We start from the raw sequence: 22,196 nt of genomic DNA, 5'->3' as shown, positions 1-22,196 counted from the left end.
GGATAGCCGGTCTATGACTCGGCCGCCGGCCGCCGCTGCGCGACGATCTCTTCGACCACGGCCTTAGCCTGCACCCGAATGTCGGGGACGGCGGTAATTTCCCAGAATTGTCCCGCCGTCAAGGCGCCCACCGCAAACAGCCGGACAGGCGAGATCCGGGATGACCCTATAACCTCGGAAGCAGCATTCACCTGAATGCCGAGGCCGAGAGGATCGGCGGCGATCAGCTGAGACCGGTTCATTTCCTGCAAAAGCGGTGAATGGCTGATGCCGGCGCGCTCCATTCCCGTGCAGTTGATCAGCCAATCCGCCTTGATTGCGGCGAGATCGCTTGTAGCTCTAACTCTGTATCCGGCAACGAGCCTGCCCTCCTCGGCCTCGAGCAATTTCAGGAAGCCGGCGTGGAATCGAACGGCTCCTTCCGAGACGAGTTGGTCGAACCTGTCGAACACGACAGGCGCGACGCGGTGACGGTGGATGTTCCACCAGGGAAGCGCATGCCTGAGGAAGCGGGCCCGCTCCTTGTTGGAAAGCCGCTGCCAGAGAGCCTGTGTTTGCGGTCTCAGGCCATCCATCACGCTTCGCCAGTCGTCGACCGACCTGCTCTTTGCCCGCAAGCTCTTCAATATGCCGCTGATCGTCGTGGGAAGCGCCTCAACGTCAATCGGCAGAGGCGCGGGAGGATTTCTCGCATGCCCGAGCGGCGCAAGCCCGCGGCGCGAAAGCACGTCAATCCTGCCCCTATGGCCGTGAGCACGCAGAGCCAGAACCTGATCGATCATCGTCAGGCCAGAACCGAGGATGCAGACCTTATCGGACGATGCGACGCGTCCCAGCCAGGAGAGCCGCCAGGGGTTCTCGATGATGCGCGGCCGCATCGACAGCGGTACGGCCGCCGGGTCGACCGGCAGCTTGGCGTTGCCGACGCCGAGGCAGAGCACCACGTTCCTGCCGGCAATCTCGTCGCCATTGCCGAGATGGAAGGCCAAAGTGCTGTTGTAACGTTCCACGCATCCCGCCGCTTTGGCACGGATGAAATCAACCCGACAGCGGCCGTCCCGCTTCCGAAGCAGCTGCGCGAGTATATCCCTCACATAGAGACCGTAATCGCTGCGCGAGGCGAAATCGCCGGCCTGCGGCCGCCGCCCGCGATTTTTCAACCAGTCGACAAAGTCGTCGGGCTGATGCGGCAGCAGGCTCATTCGGCCCGCGGGTACGTTGAGGCGGTGGAGGTAAAGTTCCGTGCGGTATGCCGTGCCGCGGCCGAAGCCGGGATCATCGCCAACGACGGCGACCGTCGCCGAAGCGGGAAGCTGCTCGATGAGATTGCAGGTCACGGCTATCGCCGAAAAACCGGATCCGACCACGATAACATCATATATCAACGCATTCTCCCTGACGGTCCACACCTTGGCTTCTGCCGCTCACTCGGCCCTGAGACCGCGCCAGCGGTAGAATCGCGAAAACAAATATCTCACATTGTCTATAAATATAGTTTGTTATTTCTCCCGCTAGCCCATTCTCACCCGTTAGGCTTTTGAGGGTGAGATCAAGGGCCGGATGAGGCCCTGAACAAAGGGGCTCAAGATGAATTTCAGAAATTTGATTGCCGCGATCGCCGTCGGCGTCGGAACACTTGCAACGGCTTTTGTCGCCGAGGCGGCGGATAAAAAGGTCGTCGTCGGCTATCAAACCGACGCGCTGCCGTCTTCGGTCGCGATCGCCAATGGCGAATTTACCAAGGCGACCGGTTATGAAATCGACTTCCGCAAGTTCAATTCGGGGGCCGAGATCTTTGCAGCCATCGCCTCGGGCGATGTCCAGGTCGGCTATGTCGGCTCCAGCCCGTTCGCGGCCGCGGTATCGCGCGGGCTCGAGGTCAAAGCCTTCTACCTGGCATCCATCTCGGGGATCGACGAGGCTCTTATCGTCCGTAATGGCTCCGGCATCGACAGCCTGAACGATCTGAAGGGCAAGAAGCTTGCCGCCGCGCCAGTGTCGACGGATCACTATCAGCTGCTGGCACTGATCAAATCGCTGGGCCTGACCGAAAAAGACATCCAGGTCTTCGCCATCCCCCAGCCGGAAATCGTGGCAAGCTATAATCGCGGCGATATCGACGGCGGCTTCGTCTGGGATCCGGCGCTAACCGAGCTGAAGAAGAACGGCAAGGTCCTCGTGACCTCCAAGGATGTGGCGGACAAGGGTGCACCGACCTTTTCCGCCTGGGTTGCGACCTCCAAGTTCGCCGCCGACAATCCGGATTTCCTCAAGAGCTTCGCTTCGGTCGTCACCAAATATTACGCATCCTTCGCGGCGGATAAAGCCGCCTGGGGTCCCGACAGCGATAACGCCAAGTCGCTCGCAAAGCTTCTTGGCGGCACGCCTGAGCAGCAGGCTTCGGCCCTGACGAACCTGACGCTGCTCACCCCCGAAGTCCAAGCTTCCGACGCCTGGCTCGGCGGCGGTGAAAAGGCGGGCGCCGGCAAGATCCTCAAGGACACGGCATCCTTCCTGAAGGAGCAGGGCAAGGTGTCCGGCGTGCTGGACAATTACGGCAGCTTCGTCACCGCCGACGCGCTCGCCGGCGCCACAAACTGATCCTCCCCGACGCCGGCGCGCCCGCGCCGGCGTCTAACGTGCGAGTTCCTCTATGCTGAAAGTCGATCACGCCAGCGTTTTTTTCTCCGCCCGGGACGGGCGGACCGTTCACGCGCTCGATCGCGTGTCTTTCGATATTCCCGAACGCGGTTTTGTCGTCGCACTCGGAGCCTCGGGCTGCGGTAAGTCGACCCTTCTTAACGCGATTGCCGGTTTCCTTCCGCTTTCGGATGGCCGGATCACGCTCGATGGCCGCAGCGTCGAACGTCCGGGTGCTGACCGCGGCGTCGTGTTCCAGAAGGACTCGCTGCTGCCCTGGAAGTCCGTCATCGATAACGTCGCGCTCGGGCTGAAATTCGCCGGCTTAGGCCGGAAGGAACGGCAAGCGCAGGCGCTGGAGCTGCTCCGACTCGTCGGTCTCGACGAGTTCGCCGGCGCCTTCCCCTACGAATTGTCGGGCGGCATGCGTCAGCGCGTCGGCATCGCACGGGCGCTGGCGACCAATCCCGACATCCTGCTGATGGACGAACCGTTCGGAGCGCTCGACAGCCTCACGCGCGAGCAGATGCAGGAATTGCTGGTTTCCGTCTGGAACAAGACGGCGAAGAAAGTTTTCTTCATCACCCATTCGATCGAAGAGGCCCTGTTCCTCGGCACGCAGGTGCTCGTCATGTCGCCTCGGCCCGGGCGCGTCGTCGCCCGCTTCGACCTCGACTTCGTCACACGCTTTGCCGAAACAGGAGATGCCCGCTCGATCAAGGCCTCGCCAGAATTTGCCGAGCTGCGCGAGCAGATACGCGCCATTCTCCACAGCACCGAAGATTTGAGGAGCGTCGCATGAGCGATATAACACAGGCTCCGCCTATTACGGCTCACACCGAGGATCGCCAGGGCAAGCTGGTAAAAATGGCCGGCTTCGGCGCAGGCGAGAAATCGACGGTGGCCATCAGCGTCGCCACGGCCCTCGCCATATTGCTGCTGTGGTGGTTCGTCGCCGCGCTTGGCGTCGTTCCGCACCTGTTTCTGCCGCGCCCGGACGAGGTGCTGACGCAGATCGGCGTCATCTATCATGACGGTTATGCCGGGGCATCGCTCTTCGAGCATGTCTCTGCGAGCCTGTTCCGCATCGTGGTCGCCGCCCTCATCGCGATCTCCGCGGGCATTCCGCTCGGCTTGCTCATGGGGCTTAACCGCTGGGCAAAAGGCGTGCTCGACGCGCCGATCGAATTCTACTGGCCGCTTCCGCCCCTTTCCTACCTGCCGCTGATGATTATCTGGCTCGGCATCGGAGAGACGTCGAAGATCACGCTCCTGGTGCTTGCGATGTTCGCCCCGATCTGCCTCTCGGCTCAGGCCGGCGTTCGTTCGTTGCCGATCGAGCGCGTCAATGCCGCCCGTTCGCTCGGAGCAAGCCGGCTGCAGCTCTTCCTGGACATCGTCCTGCCCTCGGCCCTGCCGGAGATTCTCACCGGCATCCGCATCGCGCTCGGTGTCGGCTGGAGCACGCTGGTTGCGGCCGAACTGATCGCCTCCACCCGCGGGATCGGCTTCATGATCATGTCGGCTTCGCAGTTCCTGGCAACGGACGTCGTCTTTGTCGGCATCGCCATTATCGCGATCTGCGCCTTCACCTTTTCGGCCGCCGTCCGCTTCCTCGAGGCCTTCCTCGTTCCGTGGAAAGGCAAGCTCTGACCGAATGGCAGGCAGCAGGCAGCGATATCAATGACTGCCTGCTGCCTCGGTCAGTCCATGTATGGCGACAAGTTCGTCCGCGACCAGCTTCTGAAGCCGCCATAGATTGCGGTCCCGAATGCCGCGCTCCTCCAGGTGCTTCACCGTCAGATAGAGATATTCGGCGCAGGAGCCCATATGCCCGCAGGCCCTGGCAAGCACACGCGCCACGGTCTCCAGCGGCAATTTTCGCGAAACACGCTCGCCTTTCGGGCCCGCCCAGAAGACCAGCGCACGCACAAGCCCATCTGCAGTCGCGACAGGAATCCAGCGAACCGTCGCAGCGTCCTCGATCGAGCCGACCTCACGGCGGATCAGCCGCCGAAGCTGGCCAAGGCGATCCTTATCGGCGAGCCGGAAAAGGATGCCGTTGCAAAGTCCACCGCGGTCGAGAGCCATCATCAGGCCCGGCTGGGACTGCGTCCCCCGCCAGCGGGTCATCTTCAGGCAGAAGGACCGATGCCAACCCCTGGCCGCACCCTGCTGCCATTGGATGGCATCGAAATCGGGCTTCCATATCAGCGATCCATAGGCGAAAATCCAAAGCGGTCCCGCGGCGGATTCGAGAAGCAGCCTCATGGCGAGCGTCTCCAGCTCCGCTTCGGTGAGCGGGGTCCGATGCGGCTCCGGACCTGGGTCGGCCTCCGGGCGTAGGCTCAGCGATACGAGCGCATCTGTGAGCGCCATTCCTCTCCCGCCGAACATGCGTGCCTCGCTTGGCTGGATCACCGCCTGCTTGCGCTCCCGGATCGCAGTCACGTTCAATGAACCGTAAATTTGGCCGCATCCGCCCGGCGCCGCTCCAGGCTGCGGATCAGCATCGCGGCCTCCCTGACGATCGCCGAAAACGTCACGTCGTCTGCATCGGCGATCCGTCCCGTCATATCGCGGATGATCGTCGTCAAATGGATCATCGAATGGCGGTTCTGAGCATCTTCCAGTCCGAGTTGGCTGTCGGCCATCGCAAGCAGCGCCTGAACCAGATGATTGATGGTCTGGCGGCGCCTGCTTCGCGGGTCGGCATTCGGGTCTTCGGTGAGCCGCAGGAGATCGGCGACGATGTCGGACATTGCGCTTCCACTCACATCGAAAAAGCCGGCAGCATGGAAACGGCGCGCTTTCGAGCACCCGAGCGCGTCTTCAAGGCTTCCAGCAGCCGGTAGCCGTTGCGCCAGCGTCCGAAACCGCTGGCGATATTGATGTGGCCGGCCAGGCCGATATTCCGGGTCTCGGCGTTCCACAGCCGACCGAACAGGGCCAGGCGGTCGACGGTCATATAGGCGTCGTTCATGCTGCCGACGACGATGCTCGGAAAAGGCAGAGGCGCCGTCGGCATATCGCCGAAGGAGATTTGTCCAGGGTGCAGGACTTCGGTAACGGGCAGGTCGCATGGTGCGACGAGCAAAGCTCCCTTCACGCGGCGCGCAACGCTCCGGCCGGCGAGCCTGGCGGCTAGCAGGCATCCGAGACTATGGGCGACCAGATAGGCCTCACCTGCCTCTTCGAGCGCGCTTTCCAGCCGAAACAACCACTGGTCGACGTGCGGATGATCCCAGTCGTCCTGGATGACGCAACGACTGTCCGTGTGATCCTGCAGCCAGTGCCGCTGCCAGTGTCCTTCTGCCGAGCCGAACAGACCGGGAAGGATAAGGACTTCGTTCATCGGATCAACCCGATCACTAGAGCGAACAGGAATATGAACGAGCCCGTGGTCGTGCAGATTCCGGCGGCATTCCGGAATAGCGACATGATGCTGCCCGTTGTTCTTTTCGCACGATGCCGACCGAGGCCGGGTTCAATGATGATAGCCATCACGTGACCTCCTCAATACCAAAGGCCGGGCGTCGCGCCCCAATAATGAAGTTCGTATTCGCGGGCAGACCAGTCCCGCTCTTCGTCGCGAGTGAGCAATTCATTTGCGGGCTTGCGCCCAGCTGCCGGCTTTAGATCAAGAAAGCGGTCGACCGCGAGCTTCAGCCAGGATTGGAAATCAAGCTTCATGCGAATCTCCTGTCCGGAACCGATTTTCTTCGGCTAAAGCGCGTCACACCAAATTGAGTCGTGCGGCGCGCCTCAGGTCATTGTTCGATGCGTGTCGTTCAAGACCGCGACCCACCTTTGGGTAACCTGCATCAGGAAATCAGCGAATGACGTCGCGCATTGGCAAGAAGATCGCCAAGCGATGCGGTCGGTCCGTAGAGCATCAGCAGTCGGTTCTCTTCCCGCTTGGCGAGGCGATATCGCCGTGCGAATTCAAAGACGCTCCACATCTGCTCGCCCGCCTCGGGCTTTTCAGCATCGTCGGCCGATACCTTCTGAAACCTGACCATGACGATGATCCTATTCGGCCGCCGCCAGCGCCGGCTTCACCTCAGGGAAGAAAGCAGCCAGTTCCCCGACCACCTCGCCGATCCGGTTCGAAAGCGCGTCCGAGGAGACCGCATAGTCGGTAAAGTCGCGGTCGGAGGCGTAGACGGCCGTCGGCAAGGTATGGGCCATGAAAAAGCCGAAGAGCGGCCGAAGCTGATGCTCGACCATCAACGCGTGCCGGTCGCCGCCGCCGGTCGCCGTGATGATGATCGGCTTCGCCCGCAGTTCATGCGGGTCGATCAGATCGATGAGGTGTTTGAAATGGCCGGGATAGGAACCCTTGTAGGTCGGCGAACCGACGATCAAGGCATCCGCCTGCACGATCTCGTCGATGACATGCTTGGCCTGCTCGTCAAGGTCCTTGCGCCACAAGGCGCTGCCGAGCGACGGGCCGACATCATGCAGATCATAGGTCCTGCTCGTAAAGCCGTATCGATCGGTCGCAAGTTCGGCGACATGCCGGACCAGAGCCAGTGTCTTGGAAGGACGATTGAAGCTGCCAGCAATGCCGACGAGTTTGAAACCTGACATTGTTTTTCCTCTCTTAAGACTGGTCAATTATTATCGACAAAATTGATAGATAAAAGGAACGAGCGTTCCTCGTTGCTCTTATCGTTGAAAAAAACATCCGCCACAGATCCGGCACGCATAAGCTGCATCACGACATCATCCGGAATCACTGATCTCTGGGCCCGCACTCGGGCCAAAGACCGCAGCGATGGGAACAGGGCCGGCTGTGATGAAGACCTCTGAAAACGGAACGCCTATACGACGAACCTAGGGCAAGAGGCTTTGCGAACGCCGCCATAAATGGCTTTGCCGCAAGGTCGAATATTATTGGTATAAGATTTCCGGTTGAGCCTGAGGATTGGACGAGATGTCCTGCCCTTCCCGCAAGAGAAACTATAGCATTCTTATAGTTTTTAGCGGGAGCTTTTCATGCCAGTGCAGACGGCTGACGTCATCGATTTCCAGGCCTACCGGCAGTCGCGCAGCAAACATGCTGATGCGGCGAAGCCATCCGCTCCGGTATCCTTTGCGATGCAGCCGGTCCTCATGTGGGTGCCGTATTGGGGTTTCGTCCCGGTCATTGCAATGGGCATTGCAGGATATGGCGCCTGATCAAGTGCTCCTTTCCGGCGGCGAAGCGAGAGAGACTGCCGACAAGATCACGGCTCAGACAGGACAGAACCTGCGGCGCATTCGCACCCGGCGTGGCTATTCTCTCGACAGGCTGGCAAAGATCGCCGGTGTCAGCCGCGCGATGCTCGGCCAGATCGAGACCGGCAAGAGCAGCCCGACCTTAACCATCCTCTCGAAGATCGCGCTTGCACTCGGCATTCCCTGCGCCGCTCTTATCGCCGAACGCGGCGAAACCCCGATCGTTGCCGTGCCGCGGGCAAAATCAAAAATCCTCGCCTCTTCCGACGGGCGCTTTCAGACGCGGGCTCTTTTTCCCTTCGAAGGAGAGAGGAAGGTGGAATTCTACGAGCTAAGGATTGCTCCGCACCACACCGAAAACGCCGACGCCCATCAGCATGGAACGGTCGAAAATCTGGTCGTCGCGCAAGGCACGGTCGAAATCATTGCCGGCAGGCAGGCGCCGCATATCCTCGGTGAAGGCGACGCCGTCATTTTCGATGCTGACGTGCCTCACCTCTACCGAAACATGACCGGAACGGAGGCGATTCTCTACCTGGTGACGACCTATCTCGAAGACGTTCGCGTCTGACGCAAAAAGCCCCCGTCTCCGGAGGCTTTCCGTCATTTCTTTGGGCGCATCTTGCAGGTGCGCTGGAGGCGGATGGCTCATGCCGCCATCATGCAGCACATCATCATGCCGCCGCAATTCATCATGACGGGCATGCCGCCCGACATCATGGACATCATGCGCTTGCAGCATTCCATGAACATGTCCTTGTCCATGCCTTCCATCGGCTTCATTTCGCAGACCATGCCTTCTGCCGTCATGGTGCACTTCATCGAGCCCATCATCATCATCATCGGCATCATCGCGCCATTCATCATCGGCATCATGGGCATGCCCGACATCATCGGCATCATGCCACCCATCATCGGGTTCATCATGGCGGGCATCATGTTGTTCATCATCGGCATCATGTTCATGGCGGGGTTCATCGTCTCTCCCCGGTAAATAGCGGCGTTTCGCGTTTCGATGAAGCGGGAGATAAAAGAACCATTTGCAGCAAACAATATAAAAAATTCTTCCCTTATCTTTTCCTCCAACAGAATGGAACGGTTGCGCTAGGACTGCGCAACATAGCCAATATAACAGAATTCCGTCCGTTATACTTGCCCCACGGCGCGGCAGGCGCTTCGCCCTTTCCCGGCAGCTCACGGTCAAGCGCGCGTGCCATGACGAGCGCGCGCTCGCTGCACCGGGAGCGCGGCTCTATGAATGACGGGGGTGCGTCGGATCGTCGTGCGGCTTCAGGAGGAAGCGACGGGCAATGTCCCAATAGCCGTCATAGACAAGCCCGCCATTGGAGCGCACGAGCGTTTCGCGATTGTGGCGATAGATCTTGGGAAGGCGATACCAGGAAATTCCGGGCCGGCGATGATGGAGGACGTGCAGATTGTTATAGAGGAACAGCAAGCCGAAGAGGTGGCTGTTTTCGACGATGGCGGTGCGTTCCTGATGGCTTTCGGCATATCTGTGCTCGGCATAGGATCTGAGCCGCGTCATCGCTGCGCCGACATAGACGAAACCGAGATAAAGCCAGACCGGCACGCCACGGAGGACCGTCGCCCAGACAAGGACGGCGGCGACGCCTGCACCGTGCACCGCCCATATCCGTCGCCTTCCCGGTTCGTTCGCCCATATCAGTCGCCATTCCTGCCCAAGGAAACTCAACAGCATCACCGCAGGGCCGATGGTCAAACGGCCGAACAGTGTAGTGTTCCACCGCGCCAGCAGCCTGCCGGCCGCGCCGAGCTGTTGCCAGGCGGCCTTGGTGAAATAGGACGATTCAGGATCCTCGATCGGATCGGTCAGATATTCGTCGCGATGATGCTCCAGATGGCTTTCCCTATAGATCGGATACGGCAGCCAGAGCGACAGCGGTATCGACCCGATCGCGTCGTTTATCCATCGCTTTCCGGTCGGATGGCCATGGATAACCTCGTGCTGGAGGGAACCGTGCCAGGCAATCAGCCAACCGCCCGCGAAGACGGCCACGATCGCCGGCAATGATTGCCACCACCAGGTGAGCGCAAGAAATCCGCCATGGATGACGAGCGCGAGAATGATGGTCGGCCATTCCGTCGAACGCGGAATGGCTCCGGCCGCCTGTGAAATCCTGTCGGGCATGCGTGCGATTTTCCCCATCAACCACGCCAATCTAGCGAAGGCCATCAACAGCAGGGAACAAAGACTATCTATTTTATAGACTTCTCTGAAAAAATCCGTCTCTAAGGCCTGTCGCCGCGGAGATGACGTTCGAGAAAAGGCAGATTGTCCTGCCCCCAATAGAGTTCGCCGTCATGGACGTAGGTCGGGAAGCCGAAGACGCCGCTGTCGCGCGCATGCACGCGGTCGGCCGACCATTTGTTCTGAACATCGTCGTCTGCCTGGCGCCTGAGCAGCACGGCGCCATTGAAACCGGCGGCGTTAACGATCGCCTCGCGCACATCCGCCTTGCCTATATCCTTCGCCTCGCTCCAGAAGGCATGCTGCAGAGCACGGGCCACGCCGATCCAGTCCTGCCCGTCGAGATAGGCCGCAATCACGAAGAGGGACGCCGGTGTTGGGTCGCTGAGCTCGGGGCGATGCTCGAGGAACAATTCCTTGCCGCGCACACGGGCCCAGCGTTTGAGATCCCGAGTCCAGTAAGCGCGGCGTATTTCTGGGCGGTTGCGCGAAAAGATGCCGCCGTTTTCCTCGACCACCGTCGTCAGATAGGGAGTGATGAGGACGTCGTTCTGCGCCGTCAGCTCGGTAAAGGCGTCGAAACCGATGTATGACCAGGGCGAGCCGATTGAAAAGAAGTATTCTACCGTTTTGGTCACTGATGAATGTTCCTCGTAGAGTGATTGTTCAGCCATCGAATGGCGCAGATCATCGGTTTGGCGAGATTTAGGAAGCGGCGCGAATTCCGGCTTGCGCTTTCCATCCGAGCGCGGGTGCGATCGTTGTCACGAAATCGTGGAGGATCTGGCGATATTGCTCATGCTCGAACTCGTAGGGGAGTTCCAGCCTCAGTTCGCTGACCTCGGGCAGAATCGGATCTGAAAATAGCCGCTCCAATATCTCCTCCGACGTGCCGACGATATCCCGGGCGAACAAGGTTCGCCGGTCGCCTTGCGGCGAGAGCGTCCGCTGATGGCGGCCGTCGGCATAGTCGCGGTAACGGCGGCGTGTGGCCGCATCGGCGCTGTCGAAAGGCACGATGACGCGGCCGAGAGCGACGCGGCGCTCAGTTCCGGTGGCGTGATAGGTCTCTATGAGCCTGGATTGGGCGACGAAGAAATCGTCGGTTCCCTCCCCGGTTATGACGTTGCCGGTCAATAGGTTGAAGCCATTGCGGCCGGCCCATTCGGCCGAGCGCTGCGACCCGCCGCCATACCAGATGCGGTCGATCAAACCTTTGGCAAAAGGCTGCAGGCGTGGCCGCTGCGGGCCGAAGGGTGTCTTGATGACGGTCTCATCATCTCCGAGATAGGCGCCGCGCAGATTATCGGCGAAGCGCAGCACGCGATCATGCGAGAAATCGTAACGCGTCCAGTCGCCGTCAAAGGCGAGCGGGCCGATCAGTTCGGCATGCAGCGGCCGGCCGGCACTGACGCCGATGTTCAGCCGTCCGCGCGAGAGGACATCGACCGTCGCAAGATCTTCGGCCAGCCGGTAAGGGCTTTCATAACCAATCGGAATGACCGCGGTCCCGAGCTCGATCCGGCTGGTGCGCTGTGTGGCCGCCGCCAGAAATGCGCTGGCGGACGAGATCCCCGGCTCCAGATGCCGCTGGCGGACCCAGGCGCTGTCGAAGCCCAGCTCCTCGCCATATTGCAGTTGCTGAAGCGTCTGCTCCAATCCCGACAAGGGATCATCGTCGGGATAATTGCCGGGGGTGAGGAAGCCGATATGGCTGATCGATATATCGCGGCCGCTCATGTCATGCCTTCCTGATCAATATTTCGGCAGGCCGGGCGGATTGGTCTCGGATGCGGGCAAGGCTTCCTCGGAAAGATGCCAGTGTTCGAGTATCCGTTTGTACGTTCCGTCCTGGATCAGGCCATTGGTGGCGATGGTCAGCGCATCGGCGAGCCCGGTTCCCTTGCGGGTGGCGATGGCGACATCAGAACGATCTGGCCAGCCTGCGCTCAGCGTGCCGACGCGCTTGATGTTCTTGTCGCGCGCGGCAATGAAGACGAGCTGGGCATGCGGCTGAACGATGACATCGGCCCGGCCGGAACGAAGCGCAAGCAGGCTCGCCGCCTCATCGTCGTAATATTGCAGCTCGATCGGCTTCAGGCCGGCGGCGACGTCCTCTTCGCTCCACTTCACCAGGATTCGCTCCTGATTGGTGCCGGCGCCGACGATGATCCTGAGGCCCGCTGCATCCTTCGGCTCCTTGATCGAGGTGATGGGACTATCGGATTTCACGAAGATACCGTGCAGGCCCTGGCGGTAGGTGGAGAAATCAAACTTCTCCTTGCGCTGCTCGGTCACACCGACATTGGAGATGACGGCATCATATTTGCCCGAGGTAAGCCCGAGCGGCCAGTCGATCCAGGCGACCGGCGCGATCTCTAGCGTCAGGCCGAGGCTATCGGCGATGGCATAGGCATAGTCGGGATCGGCCCCCACCACGGTCTTGGCGTCGGTGGCATAGGTGGCAAGCGGCGGACCGCCGGGGCTGACGGCGATGGTGAATTTGCCAGGCGTGACGAACTTGAAATCCTTCGGGATCGCGGCGACGGCCGCATCGTTCCTGGCGGCATGAAGCCTGGCCGGCTGCTGCGGGCTCAAGTCGAATTCATCGGAGGCATGTGCTGCGCCGAGCCCGGTCAAGATTGCCGTCAGCGCTGTGAGGAAGAGGGTACGGATTGCTGGAAAGGTCGTCACGCTCGATATGTCTCCGTTTGCACAGAAAGGCAGAGACGGACCGGCGAGATGCCGGTCCGTAAGCCGACTATTACGAACCGCTCTTCGGCAGGCCGGGTGGGTTGGTCTGGGCCTTGTCGATCGCCTCAGGACCGAGATTCCAGGTATCGAGGATCTTCTTATAGGCGCCGCTGGCGATCAGATCGTTGACGACATCGGTGACCGGCGCGGCAAGGCCGCTGCCCTTGCGCGTGGTGACGGCAATCTCGGCGGTGATCGGCCAACCGCCGCTGACCGTGCCGACGAGCTTGGTCTTGCCGTTGATGCCAGCAGCATAGGCCTGGGTCGCGTTGACGCTGAAGACGGCGTCGGCCCTGCCGGACTGGACGGCGAGATCCTTGACCGCGTCGTCATCGTAATATTGCACCTCGATCGGCTTCAGGCCGGCCGCAACGTTCCTCCGATCCCACTCCAGCAGGATCTTCTCTTGGTTGGTGCCAGCATCGGTGATGACCTTCAGACCGGCAATATCCTTCGGCTCCTTGATCGAAGTGATCGGGTTATCGGCCCTGACGTAGAAACCGAGCTCATCCTTGCGGTAGGTCGAGAAATCGAACTTTTCCTTACGCTCTTCCGTGACCGTCACGTTCGATATCACCGCGTCGAACTTGCCGGAGGTGAGCCCGAGCGGCCAATCCGCCCATGCGACGGACACGAGATTGAGCTTCAAGCCCAAACTGTCGGCGATCGCCTGCGCGAGATCGACGTCATAGCCGATGACGGTCTTGGAATCGGAGGCATAGTCGTGCAGCGGCAGATTGCCGCTCGTGCTGATTCCGACGGTGAAGACGCCGTTTTCGACGAACTTGAAGTCCTTGATTTCCGCAATGCGCTTCTCGTTCTTTTCCACCCGCAGCCGGTTCGGCTGTTCGGGGCTGAGATCGAACTTCTGCTGCGCCTGAGCGGAGCCGAAACCGATCGCACCAATGGTGACGGCTCCTGCTATCAAAAGCTTTACTCTATCAGTAAATGTCATGCCCCTTCTCCGTTTCATCTTGAGATTGTGCTTGTTGTCATTCGACCAGAGCAGCCCGTCGCAGCCCGGCCTTCGCCAGCGCTGTCGACGCTAGAGAACCTTTGCGAGGAACTCGCGTGTGCGGGGATGCTCGGCCTGGGTGAAAATCCGGGCCGGCGGGCCGGCCTCAAGAATACGGCCGCTTTCCATGAAGACGACGGTGTCGGCGACCTCGCGGGCAAAACCGATTTCATGGGTGACGATGACGAGCGTCGTGCCGGTGCGGGCCAGCTCCTTGATGACGTCGAGCACTTCGCCGACCAGTTCGGGATCGAGTGCGGAGGTCGGCTCGTCGAACAGCAGCACCTTGGGGCGGAGCGCCAATGCCCGGGCGATCGCGACGCGCTGCTGCTGGCCGCCGGAGAGTTGGCGCGGATAGGCGTTGATCTTGTCGCTGAGGCCGACGCGGGCGAGAAGCTCCTGCGCCAGCTGCACGGCCTCTTCACGGCCGATGCCGCGGACCTGGATCGGCGCCTCGATCAAGTTTTCGAGAACGCTCAGATGCGGGAAGAGGTTGAAGCTCTGGAAGACCATGCCGATATCGGCACGGCGCTTGAGGATATCCTTTTCCTTGAGCTCATAGAGCGTATCGCCTTTCCTGCTGTAGCCAACGAAATCGCCGTCGACCGAGATGAAGCCCTCGTCGACACGCTCCAGGTGGTTGATGGAGCGCAGCAGGGTCGACTTTCCCGATCCGGAAGGACCCAGGATGGCGGTCACGCTGCCCGCCGCCAGGTTGAGCTCGACGTCGTCGAGCACCTTCAGCGAACCGAAGCTTTTGGAGATACCATGGATGCGCACCGCACCGCCTGTCCGCAGTGCCGTGGCGTCATGAAAACTGAGATTGCGTGTCCTATCGGTCGTGTTGTCGAGGGCCGGCAGCGGACGGCGGAAGCGCTCCAGGAATGCCTGGAAGGGCAGCGGCGTCGGATTGCGCACGGCGCCCTTGGAGAAATAGCGCTCGATATAGTGCTGGGCGACCGAGAGCACGGTCATGATGATCAAATACCAGACGGTTGCGACCATCAGCAGCGGAATGACTTCGAGATTACGGCGATAGATCACCTGGACGGTATAAAAAAGCTCCGGCAGCGCCAGCACATAGACCACGGAGGTGCTTTTCGCCAAACCGATGAGCTCGTTGAAGCCGGTCGGCAGGATGGAGCGCATGGCTTGCGGCAGCACGATGCGGAAGGCCTGGCGGCGGCGCGGCAGACCAAGCGCGGCGGCGGCCTCCAGCTGCCCATGATCCACCGACAGAATGCCGCCGCGAACGATCTCGGCGAAGAAGGCCGACTGGTTGAGCGTGAGGCCGAGATAAGCGGCAGCAAAGGGCGTCAGCAATTGTACGGTGGGGTAGTCGAACAGCAGCGTGTCGGTGAAGGGAACGCCGATCCTGATCGTTTCGTAGAGATAGCCGAGATTGTTCAATATCAACAGCAGCACGATCATGGGAATCGAGCGCAGTAGCCAGATGTAGCCCCAGGAAAGGCCTGACAGCAGCGGCGACTTTGAAACGCGGGCGAGCGCCAGAGCCGTTCCGAGGATGGAACCCGAAACGGCGGCGAGCGCAGTCAGGAGCAGCGTCCTGCCAAGGCCGACGAGCACGGGCTCGGCGAAAAACCATTCGGCAAAGACGCCCCAACCCCAGCGTGGATTGGTGAAGATGGAATAAAGCACCGAGACGATGACGATGGCCGCGAATACCGTGCCGGCCAACCGCTCGGGATGGCGGGCCGGGACGATGCGGTAACGGGAAGTGTCCTGCCTGGGTTCTGCCGTCCTGCTGCCGGGCTCAAGGCCCGCGAAATCCGTCGTCAGTGCCATTCTCATTTCCCTTTTATGATTGTCTGACTTGCCGTTTCAGAGATTTCAGCCGGCCACTTTCAGGCGCGGTTCGCTTTCGAAAGCCGGCACGGCGAGATGGGTGATGTCCTTCTCAAAGGGCAGGCTCTTGTAGATCTCGGGATCGGCCGCCGTGTCGAAGAGCGCGGTGTAGCCATAGTTCAGATAAAGTCCGACGGCCTCGGGCTGGCGGAAACCGGTCGTCAGATAGATCCTGCCATAACCTTGGCGGGCCGCCTGGGCCTCCAGCTCCACCAGCACCTTGCGGGCAAGCCCCTGGCGGCGCAGATCGGAGCGCGTCCAGATGCGTTTGAACTCGGCCGTGCGATCGTCGTAGTGCTTGAAGGCGCCGCCGCCGATGGTTTCGCCATTGCGGATCAGCAGCAGAAAATTGCCGTGGGGCGGCGCGAAGGCTTCAGGAGGATACCGGTTCAATTCGGCTGCGGCGCCTTCGGCATTGAAATAGGTGCCGTAGCGGCTGTCATATTCGTGGATCAGTTCATCGATCAGCGGCTTGGCGCGCAGATCAAGAGGGCTCGTATAGAGAAACGTATCGCTCATATCACTCATCACCCGTTGTCTTCAGTGAGGAAGGTTTCTGCGAGCCGGACCCAGTAGCGGGCGGCGGGCGCAATGATCGCGTCGTTGAAATCGTAGTGGGCGCTGTGGAGAGGAGCGCTGTCGCCATTACCGACGAAGAGGTAGCTGCCGGGATTGGCCTGCAGCATGAAGGCGAAATCCTCGCTCGCGGTTCTCGGCCGGAAATCCTTCTCGATCGCAGCAAGGCCGAGAGCGTCATAGGCGACGTCGCGAGCAAATGCCGTCTCCTTGGCATGGTTGACCAGCGCCGGAAAGCCGAGCCGATAATTCACGTCCGCTTCCGCGCCGAAGCTTTCGGCCTGGGCCCGGGCAAGGGCTGGAATGCGCTCCTGCAGCAGCTGCCGGACCGGCTCGCTGAAGGCCCGCATGGTAAGCTTCATCTCCACGCTTTCCGGAATTACGTTCGAGGCGGAGCCCGCATGGATCGAGCCGACGGTGGCGACGGCCATGTCCTGCGGATCGACATTGCGAGAAACGACACTCTGCAGCGCAGTGATGAAGGAAGCGGAAGCCAATATCGGGTCGACGGCGCGGTGAGGTTCGGCGCCGTGGCCACCCTTGCCGAGGATACTGATCACCGCCTGGTCGACCGAGGCCATGGCGGGGCCTGTGACGAAGCCGAACTGGCCCGCCGGGACACCCGGCCAGTTGTGCAGCCCGAAGACCGCATCGACAGGAAAGCGTTCGAACAGCCCTTCCGAAATCATCTTGCGGGCGCCCGCGCCGATCTCCTCGGCCGGCTGGAAGATCAGCCTGAGCGTGCCGCTGAAATTGCCGCTTTCGGCGAGGTAGCGGGCGGCGGCAAGCAGGATTGAGGTATGCCCGTCATGGCCGCAGGCATGCATGACGCCGGGATTGCTGCTGGCATAGGCAAGGTCGGTGGCCTCCTCGATCGGCAGTGCATCCATATCGGCCCGAATGCCGACCTGCTTCTTGCCTTCGCCACGTCTGAGGGTGGCGACGATGCCGGTACCGGCAATGCCCGTCGCCACCTGGTAGCCCCAGGAGGAAAGGCGGGAAGCCACGAGCTTGCTGGTCCTCAGTTCCTGGAACGCAAGCTCGGGATATTGGTGCAGATCATGTCGTAGCGCGATGATCTCATCGAGATAGCGGGCGATGCCCTTCTCGACCGGATCATTGCTGCGCGGGTTCTGAGCGATGACATCCATGGCGGGTTCGCCGGCGCCTCAGGCGCCGACTGCCTTTCCGCGTTCGAACTCCTCCGCCGCGGTCGCATAGCGGCTTTGACGGAAGGCTAGGCCCAGATGGTCGCGCAGCGTCGCGCCCCTGAGGACAGGATCGAAATAGCCGCGCTCAGTGAGGATCGGCAGGACGTATCTGGCAAAATCGTCGAAGCCCTCGGCAATGACGGGAAAGCCCAGGATGAAGCCGTCAGCGGCGCCATGATCCACCCAGCGGATGATCTCTTCTGCGATATGCTCGGCGGTGCCGATGAAGGCGGTGCGCGGCGTCGCTACATCGAGCGCGACCTGGCGGAGCGTCAGCCCCTTTTCCCGCGCCGTCCTTTTGATACGATCGGTGGTAGCGCGGAAATTGTTCCTGCCGATATCGCCGAGTTCGGGGAACTCTTCGTCGAGCGGATAGACGCTGAAATCATGGTGATCGAAGAAGCGGCCGAGATAGAGAAGCGCCTCCTCGATCGTAACGAGGTTGCGGATCGCGTGGTACTTGGCTTCCGCCTCATCAGCGGTCGCGCCGACGATCGGCCCGATGCCCGGATAGACACCGACTTCCGCAGCACTGCGGCCATGTGCAATCACGCTGTCCTTCAGCTGGCGATAGAAGGCCTGAGCCTCTTCAAACGGCCCGCCATTGGTGAAGACGGCATCGGCATGCTTGCCGGCCAGTCTGATGCCGGAATCAGAAGCACCGGCCTGGAAGACGACGGGCTGACCCTGCTTCGAACGGCCGATGTTGAGCGGCCCCTCGATGCGGAAGAAGCGGCCCTTGTGATTGAGGCGGTGCATCTTCGTCTTGTCGACAAACACGCCGGTCTCGCGATTGCGCACAAAAGCATCGTCGTCCCAGGAATCCCAGAGGCCCTTGATCGCATCGATATAATCCTCGGCGATCTCGTAGCGCAGCTCATGCTCGGGATGCTCGCGGCTGTAATTGCGACCCGAACCCTCGAGAGGCGAGGTCACCGCATTCCACCCTGCCCTGCCGCCGCTGATGAGATCGATCGAGGCGAACTGGCGAGCGATGGTGAAGGGATCGCTGTAGGAGGTCGAGACCGTGCCGACAAGCCCGATCGTCGAGGTCGAAGCCGCCAACGCCGAGAGAATGGCGATCGGCTCGAACCGGTTGAGGAAATGCGGGATCGACTGCTCGTTGATATAGAGTCCGTCGGCGACAAAGGCGAAGGCGATGCCGGCTGCCTCCGCCTTGCGCGCGGTGTCGACGAAGAAGTCGAAATTGACGCTGGCATCGGCCGGGACGCTCGGATGTTTCCAGGCATTCATATGGCCGCCAGGCCCCTGCAGCATAATGCCGAACGTGACGTGTTTTTGAACCATGGGATCGATCCTCCTTGGAACGGGTCAGGCGACGAGGGAAATCCGCTCAGCGGCGAGCAGCTCGATGGAGGCAAGGCGGTCGGCGGTTGAAAGCGCCGGCGTGTCGAGCACGAACTCCTTGACGCCGTAGCGGCGGTGAAGCTCGTCCAATTCCTTGCGGATCTGCTTGGCCGTGCCGTGGAGCACGCTCGGCACCTTCTCCTCGATACGGTAATCGGTGACGCCGGCTTGGCGGGCAAATTCGGCCGCCTGCTCTTCACTGCCAACATTGACGGTCTGGCCGTTCGGCAGGAACACCTTGACGATGCGCAGATTGCCGACGCACTCACGGGCATATTCCTCGCTTTCGGCGGCAAAGGCTGCGAGCGCGAGGATCGGGCGCTTACCGCCGGATGCCTGCTCATAGGCCTCGAACGTCTTGTTGAGATTGTCAGGATCACCGTTCAGGTGGCCGGCGAAGACGAGTTCCCAGCCCTTCTCGGCTGCGAGTCTCGCGCTCTCGACGCTAGCGCCGAGCAGGAAACGTTCAGGAGCCATCGGCGGCAAAGGGGTCGCCTGCGCGCCGTCGCTATTGGGATCTGCGGCGAGATAGGTATTGAGGTCGGAAAGCTGGCTCGCAAAATCCGGCTTCCTGGACGGATCGACAGCTAGCTGCAGGGCCCGTGTCGATAGCGGAAAGCCACCCGGCGCCTTTCCGACGCCAAGATCGACGCGGCCAGGCGCAAGCGAGGCCAATAGATTGAAGGTCTCGGCAACCTTGTAGGCGCTGTAATGCTGCAGCATGACCCCGCCGGAGCCAACGCGGATCTTCGAGGTCCTAGCAAGAAGATAGGCGATCAGCGCCTCCGGCGCGGAGCTCGCCAGATTAGACATGTTGTGGTGTTCAGCGACCCAGAAACGGTGATAACCAAGTTCCTCGGCGCGGGCTGCAATCTTTACCGTCGCCCTCAGCGCATCGGCAGCGGAAAGGCCCTGTTCGATCGGGCTTTTGTCGAGAAGGCTGAGGAAGTAGGTCATGACCCGCCGATCCACTCAGTGGTTGCAAAACTTAATCTATAAAATCAGTAGACAACGTTCATTATAAGAAATGACATTCTCTTTCAGAGCCACCGAGTGGAAAAAAGCAGGCGCGCCTGAAAGCCCCGGTGGCGTGCTGGGATCGCCGGCCGAGCTCTTCCAATCGACCATTTTGTGATCTATATTCTGGTCGAAAGGAGTAACCGCATGAAGCTGTCAGAACAGGTCAAGCCGATCAGCTATCTTAAGGCGCATGCGCCAGAAATCATCCGGACGCTGAAGGACAACCCGCAGCCTGTCGTCATTACCCTTCACGGCGAGGCAAAGGCGATCCTTCAGGATGTAGGCCAGTATGAAGAAACGCAGGAGACCTTGGCGCTCCTGAAGGTGCTGGCGCTTACCAATCGGCAAGTCGAGGAAGGCAAGACGCGCCCTGCTGCAGAATCCTTCGCGCGCATTCGCAAGCGTCTGGCCGACAGCCAGTCCTGATGCCTTATCGTGTTCTTTTCGCCGAAGACGCGGAGCGCGATGTCGAGGATCTCTATCGTTTCATCACCGGTCGCGACGGCTCCGAGACGGCGGAGCGCATCCTGACGGAAATCGAGAACGCCTGTGCCAATCTCGAAGAATTCCCCGCCCGCGGAAATATCCCAAAGGAACTGGCCAGCATCGGCATCTCCGACTACCGGGAACTGCACCACACACCCTGGCGTATGATCTATCGCATCATGGGCACCGACGTCGTCGTCTATTGCGTGGTGGACGGACGCCGCGACATGCAGGCCTTCCTCCAGCGAAGACTTATCCGCTGAAATCCAGCACACCGTCCCTCCCCCGTTTCAACAGATTCGCCGGCGTCCACCCGACCGCCTAAGATCTATCCAGCCTTTCGGCCGGCTGGCGCATTCGCCCGCAAGAGCGCCATCAGCATCGAACCGATCGCGAATTCTCCCTTTTCGCTTCGCCGCGTCAGGTCGCGAAGATATCCGCCGGCTGAATTGATGTGGCCCCCGCGTTCCAGGATGCATGCCATCACGGTCGCGGCGTTTTCCGCCCCCATCACACTTGCCGCCTCCTCATAGGCTGACGGGCTGACGCCGAGCATTGACCGAACCGTGACGGCGGCGCTCATCAGGTCGCGCCAGTTGCGGATCACGCCACCCGGCCCGTAGGCCAGGATTTCCGGGCAGGCCTGCAGAACCAGGCCAAGCGGGAAGGATTTCAGGCCGCCGGAATCATCGCCGCCGCCCACCCGTCGACTTTGCCGCTCGTGTCCGATCGGATGAGCCGTTGCATCTCTCCCCCTTTCCAACAGCACGGCCCCACGCCCGTGGTCTTGCTCTGGCATTGCGCCCTGCTTCGTTTCGAAGCTTGGTTCAAATTCAGAGGTGGATTCGGGGTTTGAATTCTGTATGTGACGCTCGATGTGACAGGCATTGCCGCTTTGTTTCGTCGATTTAATCCGAGTCTCCAACCGGTTAAGGATATCTGCCCGAAGCGCTGTCAATTCATCGAGCAAATGCTCGAGCTGCGCTGTCGTCGGCGACCTCGGCAGGCCTTCGACCAGGTCCCGAAATTCCCGATATAGCCCCTGCCAATCCCCCTGGACGTCTTCGTCGACAGCCGCTTCGATCAGCTTTGCGATATCACGGCGGCAAAGGGTGATGCGTTCGCGCAGGCGCTGGACATGCAAGCGCTCGGCCATTACCTCGGCGGCGAGCTGCTCGATCTCCTCGGCGCGAGCAAGCAGCGGCGCCAGCGAGAAGCCGAAGGCCTCGTTGACCTCCCCTGCCCTGTCCCTGCGGACATAGCGCTTGCCATTAGGACTGTCCTTGCGCAACAGAAGCCCCGCCTCGACAAGTGCGGCAAGATGGCGCCGCACGGTCTGTTCGGCCATGCCATGTGTTCGGAGGGACAGCTGGATATTCGAGGGGAAGACGATCAAGCCGTTTTCCTGGGCCAGCTCGTTCTTCGGATAGAAGCTCAACAAAGCATTGAGCACCGCCAGCGCGCGATCGGTGATGCCGAGCAGCGGCTTTGCTTCGCACAGCGCGCGAAACAGTTTCCATTTATCGACCGACTGATCAGGCTTGATCTCACCTGCCATGACCTGGTTTGCGAGCATTCCAAGCGTCATCGACCGCCGCCCGAAGGGCGTCGTTATACTTCCGGTTTCCATCTCTTCCACCTCAATGAGGCAAAAGAAATCCGCTCGCCTGAACGGCGCCAAAAACTCTTGACAGCGATTCTCGGAAGTGCGATTCTCGGAGGTGTTCAAGACTACGAGGAAAGCTTCCGTGACGGTGACGTTCGGGGGCTTTTTTCTTTTGCGCGTTATCTCCTGTTCAATTGTCAG

Annotated in this window: 27 protein-coding genes; 8 read left to right on the top strand and 19 right to left on the bottom strand. The window is 60.7% G+C overall.

Features of this window, described 5'->3' with window-relative positions; all coding sequences use genetic code 11:
- Positions 1-11 precede the first annotated feature (11 nt).
- Complete coding sequence (locus tag NXC14_RS25530; RefSeq protein WP_085780820.1) at positions 12-1,385, bottom strand: FAD/NAD(P)-binding protein; 1,374 nt, start codon at positions 1,383-1,385, stop codon at positions 12-14.
- Between the two features lie 202 nt (positions 1,386-1,587).
- Here NXC14_RS25530 and tauA point away from each other — a divergent pair, with 202 nt between their 5' ends.
- From tauA to NXC14_RS25515, 3 genes are read left to right on the top strand one after another with little or no spacing between them, the layout of a single operon-like run.
- Positions 1,588-2,601, top strand: coding sequence for a taurine ABC transporter substrate-binding protein (gene tauA / locus NXC14_RS25525; protein WP_085780819.1), 1,014 nt, complete (start codon positions 1,588-1,590; stop codon positions 2,599-2,601).
- Positions 2,602-2,653: 52 nt separating this feature from the next.
- Positions 2,654-3,442, top strand: a complete 789-nt coding sequence (locus NXC14_RS25520) for an ABC transporter ATP-binding protein (RefSeq protein ID WP_085780818.1) — start codon at positions 2,654-2,656, stop codon at positions 3,440-3,442.
- Positions 3,439-4,293 carry an ABC transporter permease subunit gene (locus tag NXC14_RS25515; protein WP_085780817.1) on the top strand — a complete coding sequence of 285 codons (855 nt, stop codon included), beginning with the start codon at positions 3,439-3,441 and terminating at the stop codon, positions 4,291-4,293. Before NXC14_RS25520 ends, NXC14_RS25515 begins: the two co-directional genes overlap by 4 nt.
- Positions 4,294-4,320: 27 nt before the next feature.
- On the opposite strand, the gene NXC14_RS25510 is transcribed toward NXC14_RS25515, so the two are convergent.
- From NXC14_RS25510 to msuE, 7 genes are all read right to left on the bottom strand, one after another.
- Positions 4,321-5,091: a gamma-glutamylcyclotransferase gene (locus NXC14_RS25510; protein WP_085781261.1), complete on the bottom strand. Its 771-nt coding sequence runs from the start codon at positions 5,089-5,091 to the stop codon at positions 4,321-4,323.
- A 2-nt stretch (positions 5,092-5,093) separates the two neighbouring features.
- Entirely contained in the window at positions 5,094-5,402 is a 309-nt protein-coding gene (locus NXC14_RS25505; protein ID WP_085780816.1) for a hypothetical protein, read from the bottom strand.
- A gap of 11 nt (positions 5,403-5,413) precedes the next feature.
- Entirely contained in the window at positions 5,414-5,995 is a 582-nt protein-coding gene (locus NXC14_RS25500; RefSeq protein WP_085780815.1) for an alpha/beta hydrolase, read from the bottom strand.
- Complete coding sequence (locus NXC14_RS33185) at positions 5,992-6,144, bottom strand: hypothetical protein (RefSeq protein WP_198175576.1); 153 nt, start codon at positions 6,142-6,144, stop codon at positions 5,992-5,994. Before NXC14_RS33185 ends, NXC14_RS25500 begins: the two co-directional genes overlap by 4 nt.
- A 12-nt stretch (positions 6,145-6,156) precedes the next feature.
- On the bottom strand, positions 6,157-6,333 hold the full coding sequence (locus tag NXC14_RS33180) for a hypothetical protein (RefSeq protein ID WP_198175575.1): 177 nt from the start codon (positions 6,331-6,333) through the stop codon (positions 6,157-6,159).
- Between the two features lie 131 nt (positions 6,334-6,464).
- The gene (locus tag NXC14_RS25495) at positions 6,465-6,662 is read right to left on the bottom strand and encodes a hypothetical protein (RefSeq protein ID WP_085780814.1); all 198 of its coding nucleotides are present in this window, start codon (positions 6,660-6,662) and stop codon (positions 6,465-6,467) included.
- Positions 6,663-6,672: 10 nt separating this feature from the next.
- Positions 6,673-7,233 carry an FMN reductase gene (gene msuE / locus NXC14_RS25490; RefSeq protein WP_085780813.1) on the bottom strand — a complete coding sequence of 187 codons (561 nt, stop codon included), beginning with the start codon at positions 7,231-7,233 and terminating at the stop codon, positions 6,673-6,675.
- A gap of 408 nt (positions 7,234-7,641) precedes the next feature.
- Between msuE and NXC14_RS25485 the strand changes: the two genes are divergently transcribed.
- From NXC14_RS25485 to NXC14_RS33175, 3 genes are all read left to right on the top strand, one after another.
- A complete protein-coding gene (locus tag NXC14_RS25485) occupies positions 7,642-7,824 on the top strand; it encodes a hypothetical protein (protein WP_085780812.1) in 183 nt (60 codons plus the stop codon).
- On the top strand, positions 7,814-8,434 hold the full coding sequence (locus tag NXC14_RS25480) for an XRE family transcriptional regulator (RefSeq protein ID WP_085780811.1): 621 nt from the start codon (positions 7,814-7,816) through the stop codon (positions 8,432-8,434). The genes NXC14_RS25485 and NXC14_RS25480 overlap by 11 nt, the downstream gene beginning before the upstream one ends.
- Positions 8,435-8,506: 72 nt before the next feature.
- Positions 8,507-8,857, top strand: coding sequence for a hypothetical protein (locus NXC14_RS33175; RefSeq protein ID WP_085780810.1), 351 nt, complete (start codon positions 8,507-8,509; stop codon positions 8,855-8,857).
- Between the two features lie 258 nt (positions 8,858-9,115).
- Here the strand turns inward: NXC14_RS33175 and NXC14_RS25470 are convergent, their stop codons facing one another.
- The 10 genes from NXC14_RS25470 to NXC14_RS25425 form a co-directional block, all read right to left on the bottom strand.
- Complete coding sequence (locus NXC14_RS25470) at positions 9,116-10,033, bottom strand: fatty acid desaturase (protein WP_085780809.1); 918 nt, start codon at positions 10,031-10,033, stop codon at positions 9,116-9,118.
- Between the two features lie 101 nt (positions 10,034-10,134).
- Positions 10,135-10,731 carry a DsbA family protein gene (locus NXC14_RS25465; RefSeq protein ID WP_085780808.1) on the bottom strand — a complete coding sequence of 199 codons (597 nt, stop codon included), beginning with the start codon at positions 10,729-10,731 and terminating at the stop codon, positions 10,135-10,137.
- 67 nt (positions 10,732-10,798) lie between these two features.
- Positions 10,799-11,833, bottom strand: a complete 1,035-nt coding sequence (locus NXC14_RS25460) for an LLM class flavin-dependent oxidoreductase (RefSeq protein ID WP_085780807.1) — start codon at positions 11,831-11,833, stop codon at positions 10,799-10,801.
- A 15-nt stretch (positions 11,834-11,848) separates the two neighbouring features.
- The gene (locus NXC14_RS25455; RefSeq protein ID WP_085780806.1) at positions 11,849-12,787 is read right to left on the bottom strand and encodes an ABC transporter substrate-binding protein; all 939 of its coding nucleotides are present in this window, start codon (positions 12,785-12,787) and stop codon (positions 11,849-11,851) included.
- A gap of 70 nt (positions 12,788-12,857) precedes the next feature.
- Complete coding sequence (locus NXC14_RS25450; RefSeq protein ID WP_085780805.1) at positions 12,858-13,802, bottom strand: ABC transporter substrate-binding protein; 945 nt, start codon at positions 13,800-13,802, stop codon at positions 12,858-12,860.
- A 90-nt stretch (positions 13,803-13,892) separates the two neighbouring features.
- On the bottom strand, positions 13,893-15,668 hold the full coding sequence (locus NXC14_RS33900) for an amino acid ABC transporter permease/ATP-binding protein (protein WP_085780804.1): 1,776 nt from the start codon (positions 15,666-15,668) through the stop codon (positions 13,893-13,895).
- A 45-nt stretch (positions 15,669-15,713) separates the two neighbouring features.
- On the bottom strand, positions 15,714-16,247 hold the full coding sequence (locus NXC14_RS25440) for a GNAT family N-acetyltransferase (RefSeq protein ID WP_085781260.1): 534 nt from the start codon (positions 16,245-16,247) through the stop codon (positions 15,714-15,716).
- An 8-nt stretch (positions 16,248-16,255) separates the two neighbouring features.
- Positions 16,256-17,455 carry a M20 aminoacylase family protein gene (locus NXC14_RS25435; protein WP_085780803.1) on the bottom strand — a complete coding sequence of 400 codons (1,200 nt, stop codon included), beginning with the start codon at positions 17,453-17,455 and terminating at the stop codon, positions 16,256-16,258.
- A gap of 18 nt (positions 17,456-17,473) precedes the next feature.
- The gene (locus NXC14_RS25430) at positions 17,474-18,823 is read right to left on the bottom strand and encodes an LLM class flavin-dependent oxidoreductase (RefSeq protein WP_085780802.1); all 1,350 of its coding nucleotides are present in this window, start codon (positions 18,821-18,823) and stop codon (positions 17,474-17,476) included.
- A gap of 24 nt (positions 18,824-18,847) precedes the next feature.
- Entirely contained in the window at positions 18,848-19,840 is a 993-nt protein-coding gene (locus NXC14_RS25425; RefSeq protein ID WP_085780801.1) for an LLM class flavin-dependent oxidoreductase, read from the bottom strand.
- A gap of 207 nt (positions 19,841-20,047) precedes the next feature.
- Between NXC14_RS25425 and NXC14_RS25420 the strand changes: the two genes are divergently transcribed.
- Positions 20,048-20,329 carry a type II toxin-antitoxin system Phd/YefM family antitoxin gene (locus tag NXC14_RS25420; RefSeq protein WP_085780800.1) on the top strand — a complete coding sequence of 94 codons (282 nt, stop codon included), beginning with the start codon at positions 20,048-20,050 and terminating at the stop codon, positions 20,327-20,329.
- The gene (locus NXC14_RS25415; protein WP_085780799.1) at positions 20,329-20,652 is read left to right on the top strand and encodes a type II toxin-antitoxin system RelE/ParE family toxin; all 324 of its coding nucleotides are present in this window, start codon (positions 20,329-20,331) and stop codon (positions 20,650-20,652) included. Before NXC14_RS25420 ends, NXC14_RS25415 begins: the two co-directional genes overlap by 1 nt.
- 65 nt (positions 20,653-20,717) lie before the next feature.
- Here the strand turns inward: NXC14_RS25415 and repC are convergent, their stop codons facing one another.
- Positions 20,718-22,019, bottom strand: a complete 1,302-nt coding sequence (repC, locus tag NXC14_RS25410) for a plasmid replication protein RepC (RefSeq protein WP_085780798.1) — start codon at positions 22,017-22,019, stop codon at positions 20,718-20,720.
- Between the last annotated feature and the right edge of the window lie 177 nt (positions 22,020-22,196).

The sequence above is a fragment of the Rhizobium sp. NXC14 genome (assembly GCF_002117485.1).
Lineage (GTDB): Bacteria > Pseudomonadota > Alphaproteobacteria > Rhizobiales > Rhizobiaceae > Rhizobium.
This window is presented reverse-complemented; position numbering and strand designations above follow the sequence as displayed.